Genomic DNA, 16,387 nt, shown 5'->3' with positions numbered 1-16,387 from the left:
CGCGCCGGGGACGGACGCCGGTGCCGTACGCGCCCGATACGTCGCTTACGCTCGCACCCGACATGGAACCTTTGCGTAACTGGCTCCTGCCCACCACCCTCGCGCTGCCCAACGCGGTGATTTTGGCTGTCCTGGTGTGGGGCGGCCCGCCGCACAATGTGCTGCCCCCCGCCGGACTGACGATCGCCCTCCTCCTGCAGTTCGTCGCACTGGGACGGCGCCGCCACGATCCGCTCCGCGCCCTGGCCGGAACCCTGGCCGGAACGGTCATCGGCACCACGACCGCCCCGGAACACTTCAGCAACATCAGCGCGTTCGCAGCTTTGTACTCCGTGGCGGTGCGCTGCGGCGGCCGGGTAACCGCCGCCGCTACCGCCGCCGCCGTCGCATGCGGCTGGCTGCCGGGCGCCCTGCGCTCCGGCTCCGTACCGGTGTCGCTGACCGACTTGGCGATCACCGCCGCCCTGTGTGTGGCGTGCGCCGGATTGGGAGAAGCACGGCGGCAGTGGCTTGGGGGCCGGTGGGCGGCGGCTGGCCGGCTGGCCCGGGCCGAGCAGGACAGTCGGCGGGCCGCCGACACCGAGCGCCATCGGCTCGCCAGAGAACTGCACGACGTCAGTGCCCACCACCTCACCTCCGTGGTGGTCACGGTCGACGCGGCCCGCCGGCTCGGCGCCGGACGGCCGGAACTCGTCGCTGAGGCCACATCGTTCGCTGTGCGCACCGGCGAGGAGACCCGCACTGCGCTGCGCCGCCTGGCCACCGTCCTACACGACACTGAGCCGCCCGAAGCGAGGCCGGTGAGCGGACGGCTGCGGGACCTCATCGCCGCGTTCGGCCGGCTCGGCCGGCCCGTCGACGCCGACCTGCCCGACGACCTCGCCGGCCCCGCAGCCGAGACCGTCCTCGCCATCGTCCGCGAGGCCCTGACCAACGCACTGCGGCACGCCCCCGGCGCTCCTGTGCGCGTCCGCATCCGGCGTGACGGCGACGTCCTCGACCTGACGGTGGAAAATGATGCGCCACGCGCCACCCAGGCCCGGTTGCGGGCCACCACTGGACTCGGCTCGGGCCACGGCGTTACCGGCATGCACGAACGGGCAGCGGCCGTCGGCGGCGCCCTGACGGCGGCGCCCGCCGCGGACGGTGGCTGGCGGGTGCGTGCGACCCTGCCGGACCACACCGGACCCGTCCGCCCGGACCAGACCGCCCGGCGGCCCACCCCGCGCCGCGAGCAGCGACTGACAGACGCCTGCCTGATGTTCACCGCCGTGATGGTGCCGCTCTTCGCACTGCTCTCCGCCATCGTGGAAGGGGCGCTGCCCGGCGACCCGGCCGGCCTGCTCGCACTGGCGGCGCTGCTGACCATGCACGCGCTGCCCCTGCTGTGGCGGCGGCAGGCGCCCTGGGCCGCACTGTGCGCGGTGGCCGCGACCGTCTGGGCGCTACCCGCCGCGTGCGCCTCCGGCTTGGTCCCGCCGGCCTGGGCGAGCCTGCTGCCAGGCGCCGTGGTGAGCGAGGCGATGGCGGCGTACGCGGTCGCCGCCTATGGCCGGCACACCGTGCGCGGCCTCGGCGCGGTCCTGGCCGCCACCGTGAACCTGGTGGCCGCGATGACAGTGACGGCCGTGGTCGACGGGGTGCTTGTGCTCTCGCCAGCGGACGATCCGGTGGCTTTGTCGGCTGGACGGCGTCGCTGCTGTTGTGCGCCACGGGCCCGCTGCTGCTCGTCTCCTGGGGGACGGGCCGGGCGGCGCGCAGAAGCCGGCTGCGGGTGGTGACGCGGGAGAGCGGCGCGCTCGCCGATACCGAACGGCGGGCCGCCGACAAGGCCGCCGCCGAACGCCGACGCATTGCCACCGAGTTGCACAGGGAGGTACTGGAACATACCGAGCGGATGGTGGCTCGGTCCGGTACCGGGGACCTTGACGACGTCGCGACCGAGGCCAGGGCGGCGCTTGCGGCGATGCGGAAACTGCTGGGCAGCCTGCGCGGCGGCACCGAGGAGGCGCGGCACGCTCCGCAGCCGGTCGCGGCCGACCTCGTCGAGCTGTGCCGTACCTGGCGCGCCGCCGGGCGGAAGGTGACGTCGCACGGACTGCCCCGAGCCGCCGAGGGCCTGCCGGCAGCGGTGTCTCTGACGGTGTACCGGGTGGTGGAGGCGGCGCTCGGCGCAGGGGACCGCGGACCGGTACGGATTACGCTGCGCCGGCGCCGGGAGCGGGTGCACCTCACGGTCACCGGGGTACTTCTGGCAGCCGCCGGACCGGTGGCCGAACGGCTGCGCGTCCAGGTGGAGGCGGGGGAGGGCGAACTGACGGTCGACCGGGCGGGTACGCTGCGCGTGTCCCTGCCCGCCGGTGACACACCGAACCGGGCCGTCAGCCAGGAGGTCACGTCATCGCCGTACGCGTGATGGTCGTCGACGACCAGGCGGTGGTGCGCGCCGGGTTTGCCGCCGTCGTCGACGCCGAACCCGACCTGACCGTGGTGGGCGAAGCCGGTGACGGCGGGGCAGCGGTCGCCCTCGCCGAACGACTTGCCCCTGACGTGGTGTTGATGGACATCCGCATGCCCGGCATGGACGGCCTCACCGCGACCCGCCTGATCACCGCCCTGGAGAGCAGACCGAAGGTCCTCGTCCTGACCACCTTCGACCTCGACGTCTACGTGTACGAGGCGCTGCGCGCCGGCTCGTCCGGCTTCATGCTCAAGGACGCCCTGCCCGATGAGGTCCTCGCCGCCATCCGGGTGGTCGCCGCGGGGGACGGCATCCTCGCCCCGGCCGTCACCCGCCGACTCATTGGGCAGTTCGCGCGCGGGGCGCCCGTACCGCCCGAAATCTCCGGGCAGCTGGCCGGTCTGACCCCCCGGGAGCGGGAAGTGCTGGTGCTGATCGCCTCCGGGTTGACCAACGCCGAGATCGGTGACCGGCTCGGGGTGACCACCGGCACCGTCAAGTCCCACGTCAACGCCCTGCTCGGCAAACTTCGCCTGCGTGACCGGGTTCAGGCGACCATCCTCGCCTATGAGTCGGGCCTCGTCCGTCCCCGCGGCACATCCGACGACCCGGCCCGCGCGGGGTACTGAGCCCGTCGGGGGTGAGCCGGTGCCGGCGTACCGGTCCGCATCTGCAACCTGAGGTAGAGATGCCTTTCCTGCCGACGTCGGACGCCGCGCGCACAGGTGAGCGGGATGCTGTTGGACATGACAACACCTGCTGCTTCGACGTCCCTCCCATACCACCGGCTGGCCCGCCTCACCGGCCGCCACCGGTGGTGGCGGCCGCTGCTGGGCGTGCCGCTGCTGGCCGGTGGCTGGCTGCTGCTGGTCATCGTGGTCGACACCGTCTCCTACGCCGTCGGCACGGTCGCCGGCCGGCCGGAACTGCGGGACGGCTCCATCGACTTCGGCCTGCTGCCCACCACCGCGCTGGAACTGTCATACATCGCCTTCATGCTTCCCCTGGTCCTGCTGGCCGTACGCTGGACGGAGCGCAGACCAGCCGGAAGCGTCTCGTCGGTAGCCGGGCGGCTGCGCTGGGGCTGGCTGATGCGCTGTTCGGCGGTTGCGGTACCGGCCGTCGCGCTGCTCGCCGTGGCCTCGTTCCTCCTCCCCACAAGCGAGGAGGAGTCCACCGCTACGGACCAGTGGGTGGGTCTGCCGGCGTTCCTCACCTCGATGGCGGTGCTGGCGGTGTTCGTACCGTTGCAGGCGGCAGCCGAAGAGTACGTGTTCCGCGGCTGGATGATGCAGGCGGTGGGCGGGTTCCTGCGTTCGCCGTGGTGCGCGGTGCTGCCACAGGCGGTGCTCTTCGCCGCCGCCCATGGCTGGGGCACCCCGTGGGGCTTCGCCGACCTGCTGGTGTTCGCCCTGATCGCGGGTTGGCTGACCATACGCACCGGAGGGCTGGAGGCCTCCGTCGCTCTGCACGTCATGAACAACCTGATGGGTTTCGGCCTCGCTGCCACAACCGTCGACGGTTTGGCCTCCGACGAGACAGCAGCCGACCTGCCCTGGCAGATCGCCGCCGTCGACACCATGACGAGCCTGCTGTACGCCGCCGCGGTGCTGTGGCTCGCACGCCGCAAACCGCCGCAGCGCCTCGCCATCCCCGCGGTCATCGCCCGTCCCACAACGCTGTCGACCCTGCCGCACTACACCTCACACGTCGCGTACGCCCCCGGTCCGTACCCGGCGCCAACGGCCACAACGCCGTACGGCCCCGGACACCGCCCGGAACCACCTCACGGATCCGGTGCACCGGCCGCGCCCCCGCCCGTACACCCCGGTACCGACGAGCGCCCGGCACAGTGAGCGGCACGGCCCGCCCGGGCCGAGAGCCCCGGCCTGCGAGGCCGCACGACAAGAAGGGGAAGGACCGCATGGAAGCGATCAAGGAACCGGAGTGGAGGACCGTGGGAGTCCTGGGGGCTGCCCGCGGCGCCCGGGCAACAGCCGAAGACCCCATCGGCACCGAGCACCTGCTCGCCGGACTCACTACGGTCAAGGGGCCCGCACGCGAAGCACTCGCGGACGAGGGGGCGACCAAGGTCGCGCTCCTCGCGGTGTTGCGGGACCGGGAGGGCCGCGTCGGTGCCTGGAACGGCGACGACGACACCGGCGCGAGTGTGACCGCGCCGGACGTCCTCGGGGACGACGGTGACCGGCGCCTCCGTTTCACAGGGGCCGCGGCCAAGGCGCTGGCCGCCGCGATGGAACACGCCCGGCGTGATGGCGCGGCGAAGTTCGGCGCGGTGCACCTGCTGCGCGGTCTGCTGGAGGACGACAACCCTGCGGTGGAGACACTGGCAGCCTGCGGCGTCGCACCACAGGCTCTACGGGCCCGTCTCGACGGTGGCGCCGGCAGCCCACGAGAGGACGGCCTGACCCCCCTGTTGCACGCCACTCGCGACGCCCTCCTCGGTCGCCGCCCCTACCGGCACATGCGCCCCTGGAGGCGATGGCTGATCCGCGGCGGCGGGGTCAACTGGGCTTCGATGCCTGTCGAGTGGGTCCGTCAGGAGAGCTACGAACAGGCACGTGGACTCGGCGACGCCGCGGTGCGCACGGAGCACATCCTGCTGGGGGTTCTGGCCACCCATGAGGTCGCGCTCCGGTACCCGCACCTGACCGGGGCGGGGGACTCCGCCTTCGCCCTTCGCTTTGCGGGCGGCGAGCGGCTGGCAGGCCTGGGCCTGACCTATGCCTTGACGCATGCTGTCCTGACCGGTGGGCGCATCCGCCTGACGGCCGACGCGCGGCCCGCCGAGCGGTACTTCGACCAGGTGGCGGGTCCGGGCGCCGCCGCTGACGACGCAGGCACCGGTTCGCTGGTGGCGCTCCTGCTCGGGGAGGAGACCCGGGCCCGGCAACTGGCCGACGCACTGACCACCTCCCCGGATCACTGATCCGGCGCGACCGATCCGCGGTCCGGGCCGGTCCGGATCGGTGCTCAGCGGGCCAGTGCGGCCGCGTCCCCCATGACGATGACGGGGTCCAGAGCCGGATCAAGGGCGAGCAGCAGTTCCTTCATGTGCCCTTCGGCGATGCTGACGCAGCCCTGAGTGGGACCGTCGTGGTCCACGTGCACCCAGATGCCACCGCCCTTGTCCTCACCCAGCGGCCGAGTCCAGTCCAGCGGTGTGGTGCCCGGCTTGCGGTTGTAGTCGATGGCGACCACGTAGTCGAACGAGCCCGCCAGCGGCTCCCCTTCGAACCCGGTGCCGGAGATGCTGAACGCCGAGGAATGGTCGTAGGGCAGACGCGTGCCCGGGTCGGGGAGCAGGCCGCCCGCGTCGGTGAGCCCGAAGACGCCGATGGGTGAGCGCAGATCGCCCAGGCGGTGGTCGTCGGTCCAGCCCTTCAGCGCGTTGTGCGCGGGCCAGGGCCCCGCGGCCGGTTCCCAGCCGGCGGCGGTGCGCTCGTACAACACGGCCGTGGCGGTGTTCTCGTCCGCGCCGTCGCCGGTGACGAGCAGTACCTGACGGGAGGTGGCGGGGATGTCGTCGAGCATGGCCGAGCCCACACCGGGCAAGGGCGCTTCACTCCGTACCGGCTGGGGCCGCGCATCGGGCACGGTCGGCCAGCCGGCCACGCCGGCCTGGGTGGTAGCGGCCGGCGCTGCCGCTTCCGTGCCATCGGCGGACGAAATGCAGCCGCTCACTAGGAGTACGGCACTCAGAGTGACGGCTGCGGGGAGCGGGCGTCCAGGGCGTATGGGCATGACTGAGGAACCTCTCGCGAGAAGGAGATGGGAAAGAGGAAGTCGGCGCGTCAGCCGTAGCGGAGAGTGCTGATGAGCGACTGCACCTGTTGCAGCACGCTGGCCCAGGCGTCGGGAGAACCGGCTGACGGGGCGACGGTGAAGCCGGGCACGGGGCCGTCCGGCCGCCCGCCGCGGCCGCCGGGGGAAGCGGACGGCATCGATGGGACTGCGCTGTCGGCGGCGTAGGGCCGGGTCGAGGGCTCGCCCAGACAGATGCTCACCTGGAGGGCGTAGGCACCGTCCGCGGACCGAACCACGGACCGGGCGGGGTACTCGAGCCGTCCGCCCAGGCCCTTGCACGCCTCGCCGAGTGCGGCCGTCGGCGACAACGTGGCGGTCAGGGGCAGGGTGGTGTCCGGGGCCTCGACTGGTGCGAAGCTGACGATGGCGCCACCGCGCTCCAGAGCGGTCAGCGGCGCGCAGGCGAAGGCATCCCTGCGGTGCGCGAGGCCTTCGGCGCAGCCGGGTTCGACGGCGCCGGGGGAGAGCGACTGCGTAGCGGCGTAGACCATAGTCGGGCGGTCCGTTCTCGCCACCGTGCGCGCCTGCCAGCCGTCGGGCAGCGTCAAGACCAGGTTCCCGGCATCGGGGAACCGTACGACCCACTCGTGCGTGTCCGCGGATGCAGTTGCGGCCGGCGGCACGGAAGCCGGCTCCCGGCCCGGCGGCCAGCCCGTGCCGGGCCACACGGCGATCGCTGCCGCCACCAGGGCCACGGCGGCGGCCGCGGCCGTCCGCCTGAGCCGGCGTCGCCGGACACGGTGCCGGATCCGGCCCATACGGTCCGCGGGAGCGGTCAGTTGCGGCACCGCACGCTCCAGCAGCGCCCGCACTTCGGCCGGTTCGCGCACGGGGGTCAGTCCGTCTTCGGCATCAGGCACGCGACCGCCCTCCCCTTCCGCTCGCGGAGCGCGGTCCGCGCTCCTGTGGCCGGTGACCGTCGGCCGGGACGTGGGAGGAGCCGTCGAGCAGCCCTCGCAGGGTCCGCAGGGCCTTGGCAGCCTGGCTCTTGACCGTCCCCGGCCGGCACCCCAGGACGTCCGCCGTCTCCTCGATGGAAAGGTCCTCGAAGTAGCGCAGTACGAGCACCGCGCGCTGCCGCGGTGGCAACTGCCGCACAGTGACCGACAGCGCCTGCTCCAGGTCCACGCCGCTGAACGGGTCGCCGCCCGCGGGCCGGTCGGGGACTTCGCCATGCGGCACCTCGCCCCGCCAGCGGCGCCTCCACCACGAGGCGTGCGTGGTGAGCAGCGTCTTGCGGACGTACGCCTCCGGGTGTTCCCGCGCGATACGAGGCCACTTCGGCCACACCTTGGCCAGCGCCGTCTGCAACAGGTCCTCGGCCAGGTGCGCGTCGCCGGTCAGCAGCCATGCCATCCGCAACAGGCGCGGCCCGCACGCTTCGACGAACTCCTCGAAATCTCGCACGCTGGACTCCTGGCCGTCCCGCGCACCGGTTCTGTCGTCTGTCGCGCCGGACATGTCCCCGCCATCGTGCCTGTGCCGTTCTCGGATCTCCCACATCGGGTAAACCCTCTGGCCCACCGGCCCGGTTGCCCGCAACGAGATGTTTTTCCCATCCGTCTCCAGACCGGTTCCCCGGCGGACCGGCCCGACCCGGCTCGCCCTCACAGACGCCCGCCCCCCCATGCGCGCACGGCATGGGGGCATGCCGGATCGGACCTTCCGCACCCACCAAACCAGGTGGTTCGCTGGCCGTCAGCCGGAACGCCCGGCGTGCACAGCAAAGGAACGGACAGTGGAACCTGTCATCGTGATCGGCACCCTGCACCTGCGGGCCGACCGGGCCGACGAGGCCCGCGGCGTCATCGCCTCGGTGGTGAAGCAGACACACCAGGAACCGGGCTGCCTCACCTACGCAGCCCACGAAGTGGCGGACGACCCACTGACCGTGGTGGTCATCGAAAAGTGGGCCTCCCAGCAGGACCTCGACGACCACAACACGGCGCCCTGGCTCGCCGAAGCCCTCAGCCGGGTCGGCGAACTGCTCACCGGCGCACCACAGATACAGGTGCTTACCCCGCTCGGCTACGGCACCACCGACAAGGCCTCCCTGCGCTGAGCGTCACCGCGCTCCCAGGCCACGGCCACTCGAGCCGGGGCCTGGGAGCGCCCGGCCCGCCCGGCCCGGCACACCCGCCGCACACGCGGACCGGGTTCCTCAGCCCACCAGCCCCCGCTCCCAAGCCCAAGCGGCGATCTCGACCCGATTGCGGGCGCACAACTTGGTCTGGATGCTGCTGAGGTGACTCTTGACCGTGCCGACGGTGATAACCAACTCCTGTGCGATCTCCGCGTTGGTGCGCCCCCGGGCGACCAGCCGCATCACGTCGCACTCCCTGGGGGACAGCCCATTGGCGTCCCGGGCCGGTACCGGAACGGTCAGGGACCGTAGCAGGCGCACAGTGATCGCCGGGCTGATCAAAGCTTCGCCGGAGACGGCCGCCCGGACCGCCTCCACCAGCAGCGCGGGGCCCGCGTCCTTCAACAGGAAGCCGCAGGCGCCGCGTCGCAGAGCTGTGTGGACATACTCGTCCCGGTCGAAGGTGGTGGCCATGACGACCCTGACCGGATCGGCGACGTCCGGCCCGGCGAGCAGCTCAAGCGCCCGCAACCCGTCCATGCGGGGCATCCGGATGTCCATCAGGGCCACGTCGGGCCGCAGCCGCGTGGCCAGTTCGACGGCTTCTACGCCGTCCGCGGCCTCACCGACCAGTTCCATGTCCGGCTGCGCCCCGATGATCATCCCGAAGCCGGCCCGTACCATCGCCTGGTCGTCTGCGACCAACACCCGGATCGTCATACCGCGCCGTCCTCATCGCTCACGCCACAGCCTTTCACGGGCAGGACAGCCGTCACGACCCACCCCCCGTCGGTTCCCGGCCCGGCCTCGATGCGGCCGCCGATCGTGCCGACCCGTTCGGCGAGTCCGGCCAGCCCGAACCCGGACCGCGACCATCGGGCGGGCCGCGCCGCCCCGTCGTCCGCCACTCGGACGGACAATCGGTCGGGTGTGCGGCGGATGTCGACCTCCACCACACGCGCGGCGCCTGCGTGCTTGCGCACGTTGGTGAGCGCTTCCATCACGACCCGGTGGAGAGTGGACGCCACCTCCACCGGCAGGTCCTCCGCCACGTCATCGACGGACAGCTCGACACGGGGCCCGCCCGCCGCCGTGAACTCCTTCACCATGGGAGCCAGCTCACTAAGACCTACCGGCGGCGCCAGAGGTACGTCCTCGCTCGCCTCGCGCAGTACACCGACCATCCGCCGCATCGCGCTCAGCGTCCGGGTGCCCGCCGACTCGATCTGCTCAAGGGCGTCAAGCGCCCTCTCGGGGGCGAGTTCGGCGACGTAACGGGCGCCTTGCGCCTGGACGACGATGCCTGTCACATGGTGGGCGACGAAGTCATGCAGGTCCCGGGCGAACTCCGCGCGCTGCTCGGCGCGCACCGCGGCGAGCAGCCGCTCGTGCGAGGCCGCCTGGAAGCGCAGGTACAGACCGACGCCCACCGCAACGGCAGCAGCCAGGCACTGCACCGAGCCGAACAGCCCGGCGTGGTCGGAGAGCGAGGGCACGGAATGTTCGGCGGCAGTCCGGTACGGCTGGACACAAAGCGCCAGGCCAAGGGCCACCACCGCCGGGGCCGTGGCCCACCCCTTCCCGCGATGGGTCACGGTGATCACGAGCAGCACCAGCGCGAGAACCTCCGCCCACCCCCACAGGCCATCGGCCTCTGCAGCGATCAGCAGCGCGGTGACACCGAGCGAACCAGCAGCCACAACCAAGGCGAGCGACGACAGCCGGTGCCGCGCGTGCGATCCGGCTGTCAGCCACAGCGCGGCGGCGGCCAGCGCCGATCCGCCCTTGGCCGAGGAGGTCACCAGTGTCGTCGTGTCGCCGAAGGTTGTGTCGGCGAATCCCAGCAGGACCAGAGCGACAAGACCGGCCGCCCTGCCCGCCCCGGACCAGCCAGCTGGTGGTTGTTCGTTCAGCATCGACGACACGATAGTGGCCGTACGGAGGGCACCGGATCAGCCGAAAGTCAGAGATCCGCCGTCGCACAGGGGACGCCCCCCACGGCCTCGCCGCGTGACGCAGCGGGCCGGACCCGGCTGCGCAGAACCCCTGAGCGCGTGCGATGACAGCCGTACGCTCGCCGCCACCGCTCCGGTCGTCGGCACCCTTGACGCCTGCTTTCGTGATGGCGGCCTCCGTGGACAGGGCAGCTCGCCGTCGCGAGCGGCAAAGCTGGGCTGCCCTGCCCGCGGAAGTACCCGCGAGACAAGCCCCGGGCGGCTCTCGCTTTACCCGTGGTTGTCAGTCGGCCGGGGTGTGCCCGGGCTCGTCGACGACGCCGACGTCGAGCAGAGCGACCTCGTCGGAGCCGAGGTAGTTCAGGTCCTTGTCTCCGAAGACCCACACGTCGCGGTCCTTACCGTCGCCAAAGGCGAGACCGACGCCTGCCCGGCCGGCGGCGTCCTTCGCACTGGGTACCACGGTCACACCCGGGATCCGAGCTGCAGCGCGGTAGAGGGCCGCGTCCACCTCGGGCAGCAGCGAGGCTCCCGGCAGCATGGAGCCGATCATCTCCAGAGCGGCCTCCTCATGGGTTGGTCCCTGACCCTCCGTCTCCTTCCAGACCTGCTCGTACAGAGCATCGGGGTCTGTCGGAAGAGCCTGCAGCTCCCGGTAAGTGGTGCTGTTGGGGTCGGCTTGCAGCCTCATGTCCTTGGTGCCCTTGCCGGAAGGTCCTGCAAGCACGGTGATGCGAGCCAGTCCGTCGCGCCTGCCGTCGACGGCCTGCCAGTCCGAGCGGCGGAAGGTGTCCCGGCCCTGGTCCATGATCTGCTGAGTGCCTTGGGTCACGGTATAGATGTACTGGTCGTCGCGAACCCGCGGGGCGTTCTGGGCTGCGGCAACCGTGGCGATGCGGTTCAGCAGCCGGACCGCCTCGGGATCGGTGGACGGTTCGCCGCTGTCGCCGTTGCCGACGGTGAGCATGGTCGCGACGACCGCGGCGGCGCCGAGGGGCACGGTGATCGCGGCGAGACGCCGGAACGACCGGGACGGGGACCGGCCCTCCCGGGCCGGGCGGGTGGTTTGTGAGGGCGCGTCGCGAGTGATCTCTTGCATGAGGTGGGACTCCAACTGGGTCAGGCGGTCATTCGGCAGAACGGGGGCACCCGGGGTCGGCAACAGCCGCGCCAGTTCTTCGCGTTCGGTGGGATTCATCGATGTCACTCCTGTGTCGACGAGGCCGTGTCGGCCCGGTCACCCGGTTCCTGTCCGCCGGCGGACAGGCGTCTCGTTTCTTCTCCGGTCACGAGCGGCTGCCCGGCCGGGATGACGCGCAAGTTCGCTCTCGGCCAGGCGTCGCAGCCGCTGCCGGGCCCGGGAAAGCCGGGACCGCACCGTGCTGACCGGCACCCCGAGCGCGGCTGCGGCGTCGGCGTAACTCAGCTCGGACCAGACGCACAGGGCGAACACCTCGCGCTCCCGCGGGCGCAGTTCCCCCAGCGCCACCCGCGCGGCGGCGAGACGCTCGGCGTCCTCCATGCGGCCGACCAGCGCATCAGTGAAGTCGGGCACCGAGTCAGTGTCGGAACGGTGCCTCGGGAGCCGGTCGAGCGCGGCTCTGTGCCGACGGGCCGCACGGCGGGTGTTGCGCAGCACGTTGGTGGCGATGCCGAACAGCCAGGCGCGCAGACCGTCACCGACGTCCACCTCGTAGCCGGACCGCGCGGCGCCGTCGTCGTCCAACAGCTTCTCCCGTAGACGCCACGCCTCAAGGAAGGTCAGCGAGACGACGTCCTCGGCGGTGGTGGGATCGCCGAGCCACCGTGCGGCGTGGCCGTGCACGGCCTGCGCGTGCTCCCGGAAGAGCTGTGCGAACGCCTGAGTGTCACCGGCTCGTATTCGAGCACGTAGAGAAAGATCCACGCTCCGTCCTGTCCGCTCCCAGCGGGTCGTCTCCATGATGTGCGTCACGCCGGGCGACCGCTGCGGATGGTCCTCCGGTGCCGACCGGACGCATCACGGGGATCCGCCCCGGCTCGCCCTCACCCCTGCGTGTGGCACAGGTCACCGCGACCCGATCCGCCCGGTGGACAGTCCTGAGTGTGAAGAGCAACAACGACACTCAGACCAAAACGGCCACCGGGCCGCCGGGAAACGCGCGGCGCGCGTCCCTGGTGGCCGCCGCCATCACGCTGCTGGTCCTGTGCGCGGGCAACGCCACCGCGGGAGCCTTTCCATTCGGCGACCGTACGCGCAATGTGAACGATCTGGGCAACCAGTACGTGCCCTTCCACACCCGCCTGTGGGACCTGCTGCACGGACAGGCGGACGGCGACCTCCTCCTCAACTGGCAATCCGGCTTCGGCTCCAGCTTCCTGCCTGACTACGGAACGTATCTCTCAAGTCCCTTCGCGCCCTTGGTGGCCTTTTTCCCTCGCGACCGGATCGATGTCGCCGTCTTCGTGATCACCCTGGTGAAGATGGCCGTGGCCGCGGCTCTGATGGCCGCCTACCTGCTGCGGCTGCGGAGCGGCGCATGGTGGGCCGCCGGGTTGCTGGGAGCCTCCTATGGGTTATGCGGCTGGGCGCTCGCGGACGCCGTCTACAACACGATGTGGCTGGACGGTCTGATCGCCCTGCCCCTGCTGTTCCTGGTGACCGAGTGGGCACTGGCGGGCCGGCGGACGGTGCTGAGTGCCCTCGTCGTGGCGCTGTGCTGGGTCGCCAACTTCTACACCGCCTACATGGCTACCCTGGCTGCCGGCCTCCTGCTGCTGGCCCGCCTGGGGGCGGCGCCTCTGCCCTGGCGCGCACGAGGAGCGGTGCTGTTGCGTGCCGCGTTCGCCGAGGTTGTGGGCGTGGGCCTGGCTGCGCCCGTGGTGTTCGCCGTGTACTTCGGTACGCGATACGCGTACCCGGGACGCACCGGGTCCTTCACACCGATTGCGGCCGATGACCTGCTGACGCGGTTGCTGCCCGCGACCTACAGCTTCTCCAGCCCGGCGCTGTACGTCGACGCCGTCGCCCTGCTGCTTGCGCTGAGTCTGCCGTTCAATCGGGCGGTTCCCCGGCGCGTGCGCGCAGCGCTGAGCGTTCTCGTCCTCGTGGCGGCCGCCTCCTTGCAGTGGGCTCCCACCAACCTCATGTGGAACGGCTTTGCCACGCCCAACGGGAGCCCTTACCGGGCGGCCTTCATCGTCTGCGGCCTGCTGGTGGTCGCGGCGTGGACGTCCTTCGCTTACGGACCGCCGCAGGGACGGCCGCTGCTGGCAGCCCTTGCGCTCACTGCGGCCTTCGCCGCGCTCGCAAGCGACAGCGACGTAGCCAGCGCGTGGACGCTGCCCACCACGGTGGCCGGCACGACGCTCGCCGGCGTCGCCCTGTGGTACCTGGCGCGTCCGCCGGGGTCCCTAGGACGCTCATCTCGAACGGCGTCCTGGTGTCTGGTCCTGCTGTGCTGTGTCCTGATCGGGCAGTCCGTGGCGACGACTGCGTACACCGAACGGCTGCGGGTCGCCCGCAAGGACGACTACGCGCCCTGGGGCGAACGGCAGGAGACCCAGCGTGCGGCGATCGCCCGCGTGGACGCGTGGCCCCGCTACCGCACCGACCCCGGCCGGGAGCAGACCGTCGGCAACGACCCGTTGGTCGTCGGCGGACAGGGAGGCGCTTACTACAGCAGTGTCACCTCCGATGTCCTGGCTCGTACGCTCACGGCCCTGGGCGGGGGCTACACCTCGCGGGGCCGGTCGGTGCAGAGTGTGGACAACCCGGTCGTGGACGTCGTGTTCTCCGTGGGCGCGCGCCTGCGCACCGCACCCGACCCGCACCAGAACTGGTATCCGGACGCGGCCAACACCGTCGACGTGGTGCGCCGGCCGGTCCCGCCCCTGGTGACCGTGCACCCGGCCACCGTCCGACGTGAGTTCGGTGACTCGGCCTTCCGCAACCAGGAGCTGATGCTGGGGGAATCGGTATACACGCTGCCCCGGCTGACGTTCGCCCGCGCGGGCTCTTCCGTCCGCTCCGAGGACGGCCGCCACGCCGTTCCTGGCCGCAGTGACGGCTGGCGGGTCAGCGGGACATGTCCCGCGGGGACCGGCCTGCACCTGTGGGCCCCGCGCTACTCCGGGACCGCCAGGCAGGCGCACGGCCGAGAGCCGCTGCCCACCGGCCGGTTCCGGGCCGACCAGGCCCCCGTCACCAAGACGGCAGCCGTCCAGTTTCTCGGAACCGTGCCCGCGTCGGGCCGCTTCACGATCCGGCTTGATCCGGAACACGGCGGTTTTCTGCCCACCGATGCCGTCGGCTGCCTGCACACTGACCGGTTGCGCGCCGCCGCCGAGCGCCTCAGGGCCACAGGCGCACGAGCGGTGCACGTGGACGGCCACTCCGTCCGCGCGACGCTGCCTCCCAGATCCACCGGAGTCGCGGTACTCGCGGCCCCCCGCATCCCCGGCTGGCGTTGCGCCACGGGGGACGACTCGCCGCGCCCAGCCGAGCACCGACTCGGTCTGATCGCCGTCCCGCTCGACGGCCGGGCCACCGAACTCCGCTGTGAGTTCCGCCCTCCGGGCCTGCGCGCTGGCACCTGTGTCGCGCTGATCGCCCTTCTCGCCCTGTGCACCTTCGCCGGTCTGCGCTCCCTGCGCGGCCGAACAACCTCTTTGGACAAGCCGTGCTGATCTCCCTCGTCGTGCCCTGCTACAACGAGCAGGCCGTCATCGAACACTTCTACCGGCGCGTGGCCGACCACATAGCCACCGCCGAGCACACCTACGAACTCCTCTTCGTCGACGACGGCAGTACCGACGGCACACTGCCTGCGCTGCGGCGGCTCGCCGAGACCGACGCACGGGTGCGGTACCTCTCGTTCAGCCGCAACTTCGGCAAAGAGGCGGCCATGCTGGCCGGACTGCGCGAAGCCACCGGGGACGCCGTCGTGCTCATGGACGCCGACCTCCAGCACCCGCCGGAACTGCTGTCGCGCATGGTGAGCCTGCACCGGCAGGGCTTCGACCAGGTGATCGCCCAGCGGACGCGGACCGGTGACGGAGCACTGCGCACCGCTACAGCACGCCTGTACTACCGGCTCGTCAACCGCTTCATGGACGTCGAACTCGTCGACGGTGTCGGCGATTTCCGGCTCCTGTCCCGTCGGGCGGTCAGGGCGGTCCTCAGATTGACCGAGTCCAACCGTTTCTCCAAAGGTCTCTTCGCCTGGATCGGCTTCCCCAGCACCACCCTCGCCTATGAGAACGCCGTGCGGGAGCACGGCAGCAGCAAGTGGAGTCTTACCGGTCTTTTCGACTACGGCGTGGACGGGGTGCTCTCCTTCAACACCAGGCCTCTGCGCGCCGCGCTTCACCTCGGTTCGACCCTGACGCTGGGCGCCGGCCTGTACGCGGTGTGGATCATCGCCGCTGTGGTGGTGGGCGGCGTCGACACGCCCGGCTACGCGACGCTACTGGCGGCCGTCACCGCGCTGGCGGGCGTGCACATGGTCATGATCGCGGTGGTGGGGGAGTACGTCGGACGCATCTACCACGAGGTGAAGCGACGGCCGCACTACATCCTGAAAGAGGATCACCTGTCGGCCCGTTCGGCTCCGGCCCTCACCTTCTCCGCCGGTTCCAAGGGACGGCGATGAACGCGCAGCTGCCGCGCTTCGCCCTCGTCGGTGCGGTGAACACGACTGTGTACTACGCGCTCTATCTGCTGCTCCTGACTTTCCTGCCCTATACGGCGGCGCATGTGTCGGCCTTCACCCTGGCCACCGTGTCATCGTTCTTCCTCAACGCTCGCTTCACCTACCGGACGGCGGTCAGCTGGCGGAAGTTCCTACGCTTTCCTCTGTCGGTCCTTGTCAATCTCTGTGTGAGCACCGGGGGCCTGTACCTTCTGGTCCGCGAAGCTCACGTTGATAGCCGCATCGCCTCGCTGGCCGCGGCAGCGGTGGCCGTGCCCGTGACATTCCTGGTTGCCCGCAGGATCATGCTCACCGACCACCGGGTCTCAGAACGGTGAGACCGTCTGCCGACCTGCACGACCGGTGCCGCGGATGCAAGCGCTCAGCG

16 protein-coding genes are annotated in these 16,387 nt (G+C 71.3%); 9 read left to right on the top strand and 7 right to left on the bottom strand.

What is annotated here, in order from left to right; translation table 11 throughout:
* The first annotated feature begins 20 nt into the window (after positions 1-20).
* The 5 genes from ACIGAN_RS26675 to ACIGAN_RS26655 all read left to right on the top strand — a co-directional run bounded on the left by ACIGAN_RS26675 (position 21) and on the right by ACIGAN_RS26655 (position 5,411).
* Positions 21-1,781: a sensor histidine kinase gene (locus ACIGAN_RS26675; protein ID WP_399861285.1), complete on the top strand. Its 1,761-nt coding sequence runs from the start codon at positions 21-23 to the stop codon at positions 1,779-1,781.
* Entirely contained in the window at positions 1,775-2,416 is a 642-nt protein-coding gene (locus tag ACIGAN_RS26670; RefSeq protein WP_399861283.1) for a hypothetical protein, read from the top strand. The genes ACIGAN_RS26675 and ACIGAN_RS26670 overlap by 7 nt, the downstream gene beginning before the upstream one ends.
* Positions 2,416-3,090, top strand: coding sequence for a response regulator (locus tag ACIGAN_RS26665; RefSeq protein ID WP_392120644.1), 675 nt, complete (start codon positions 2,416-2,418; stop codon positions 3,088-3,090). Before ACIGAN_RS26670 ends, ACIGAN_RS26665 begins: the two co-directional genes overlap by 1 nt.
* Positions 3,091-3,207: 117 nt before the next feature.
* Positions 3,208-4,317 carry a lysostaphin resistance A-like protein gene (locus ACIGAN_RS26660; RefSeq protein WP_399861280.1) on the top strand — a complete coding sequence of 370 codons (1,110 nt, stop codon included), beginning with the start codon at positions 3,208-3,210 and terminating at the stop codon, positions 4,315-4,317.
* 68 nt (positions 4,318-4,385) lie between these two features.
* Entirely contained in the window at positions 4,386-5,411 is a 1,026-nt protein-coding gene (locus ACIGAN_RS26655; protein WP_399861276.1) for a Clp protease N-terminal domain-containing protein, read from the top strand.
* A gap of 44 nt (positions 5,412-5,455) precedes the next feature.
* Here the strand turns inward: ACIGAN_RS26655 and ACIGAN_RS26650 are convergent, their stop codons facing one another.
* The 3 genes from ACIGAN_RS26650 to ACIGAN_RS26640 are packed head-to-tail and all read right to left on the bottom strand — an operon-like array spanning position 5,456 to position 7,750.
* Positions 5,456-6,226, bottom strand: coding sequence for a hypothetical protein (locus ACIGAN_RS26650; protein WP_399861273.1), 771 nt, complete (start codon positions 6,224-6,226; stop codon positions 5,456-5,458).
* Positions 6,227-6,276: 50 nt separating this feature from the next.
* A complete protein-coding gene (locus ACIGAN_RS26645; RefSeq protein ID WP_399861270.1) occupies positions 6,277-7,149 on the bottom strand; it encodes a hypothetical protein in 873 nt (290 codons plus the stop codon).
* Entirely contained in the window at positions 7,142-7,750 is a 609-nt protein-coding gene (locus ACIGAN_RS26640; protein ID WP_399861266.1) for a SigE family RNA polymerase sigma factor, read from the bottom strand. Before ACIGAN_RS26640 ends, ACIGAN_RS26645 begins: the two co-directional genes overlap by 8 nt.
* A gap of 277 nt (positions 7,751-8,027) precedes the next feature.
* On the opposite strand from ACIGAN_RS26640, the gene ACIGAN_RS26635 reads away from it, so the two are divergent.
* Positions 8,028-8,351, top strand: coding sequence for a putative quinol monooxygenase (locus tag ACIGAN_RS26635; RefSeq protein ID WP_365740721.1), 324 nt, complete (start codon positions 8,028-8,030; stop codon positions 8,349-8,351).
* Between the two features lie 99 nt (positions 8,352-8,450).
* Here the strand turns inward: ACIGAN_RS26635 and ACIGAN_RS26630 are convergent, their stop codons facing one another.
* The 4 genes from ACIGAN_RS26630 to ACIGAN_RS26615 form a co-directional block, all read right to left on the bottom strand.
* Complete coding sequence (locus ACIGAN_RS26630) at positions 8,451-9,092, bottom strand: response regulator (protein ID WP_392120655.1); 642 nt, start codon at positions 9,090-9,092, stop codon at positions 8,451-8,453.
* Positions 9,089-10,288, bottom strand: a complete 1,200-nt coding sequence (locus ACIGAN_RS26625; RefSeq protein ID WP_392120657.1) for a sensor histidine kinase — start codon at positions 10,286-10,288, stop codon at positions 9,089-9,091. The genes ACIGAN_RS26630 and ACIGAN_RS26625 overlap by 4 nt, the downstream gene beginning before the upstream one ends.
* A 322-nt stretch (positions 10,289-10,610) precedes the next feature.
* Positions 10,611-11,525, bottom strand: coding sequence for a CU044_5270 family protein (locus tag ACIGAN_RS26620; protein WP_399861262.1), 915 nt, complete (start codon positions 11,523-11,525; stop codon positions 10,611-10,613).
* A gap of 39 nt (positions 11,526-11,564) precedes the next feature.
* Positions 11,565-12,233, bottom strand: a complete 669-nt coding sequence (locus ACIGAN_RS26615; RefSeq protein ID WP_399861260.1) for an RNA polymerase sigma factor — start codon at positions 12,231-12,233, stop codon at positions 11,565-11,567.
* 179 nt (positions 12,234-12,412) lie between these two features.
* Between ACIGAN_RS26615 and ACIGAN_RS26610 the strand changes: the two genes are divergently transcribed.
* From ACIGAN_RS26610 to ACIGAN_RS26600, 3 genes are read left to right on the top strand one after another with little or no spacing between them, the layout of a single operon-like run.
* Positions 12,413-14,995, top strand: a complete 2,583-nt coding sequence (locus ACIGAN_RS26610; protein ID WP_399861257.1) for a YfhO family protein — start codon at positions 12,413-12,415, stop codon at positions 14,993-14,995.
* Positions 14,989-15,960 carry a glycosyltransferase family 2 protein gene (locus tag ACIGAN_RS26605; RefSeq protein WP_399861254.1) on the top strand — a complete coding sequence of 324 codons (972 nt, stop codon included), beginning with the start codon at positions 14,989-14,991 and terminating at the stop codon, positions 15,958-15,960. Before ACIGAN_RS26610 ends, ACIGAN_RS26605 begins: the two co-directional genes overlap by 7 nt.
* A complete protein-coding gene (locus ACIGAN_RS26600) occupies positions 15,957-16,337 on the top strand; it encodes a GtrA family protein (RefSeq protein WP_365740716.1) in 381 nt (126 codons plus the stop codon). Before ACIGAN_RS26605 ends, ACIGAN_RS26600 begins: the two co-directional genes overlap by 4 nt.
* Positions 16,338-16,387 lie beyond the last annotated feature (50 nt).

The organism is Streptomyces sp. NPDC085931 (genome assembly GCF_044540565.1).
Classification (GTDB): Bacteria; Actinomycetota; Actinomycetes; order Streptomycetales; family Streptomycetaceae; genus Streptomyces.
This window is presented reverse-complemented; position numbering and strand designations above follow the sequence as displayed.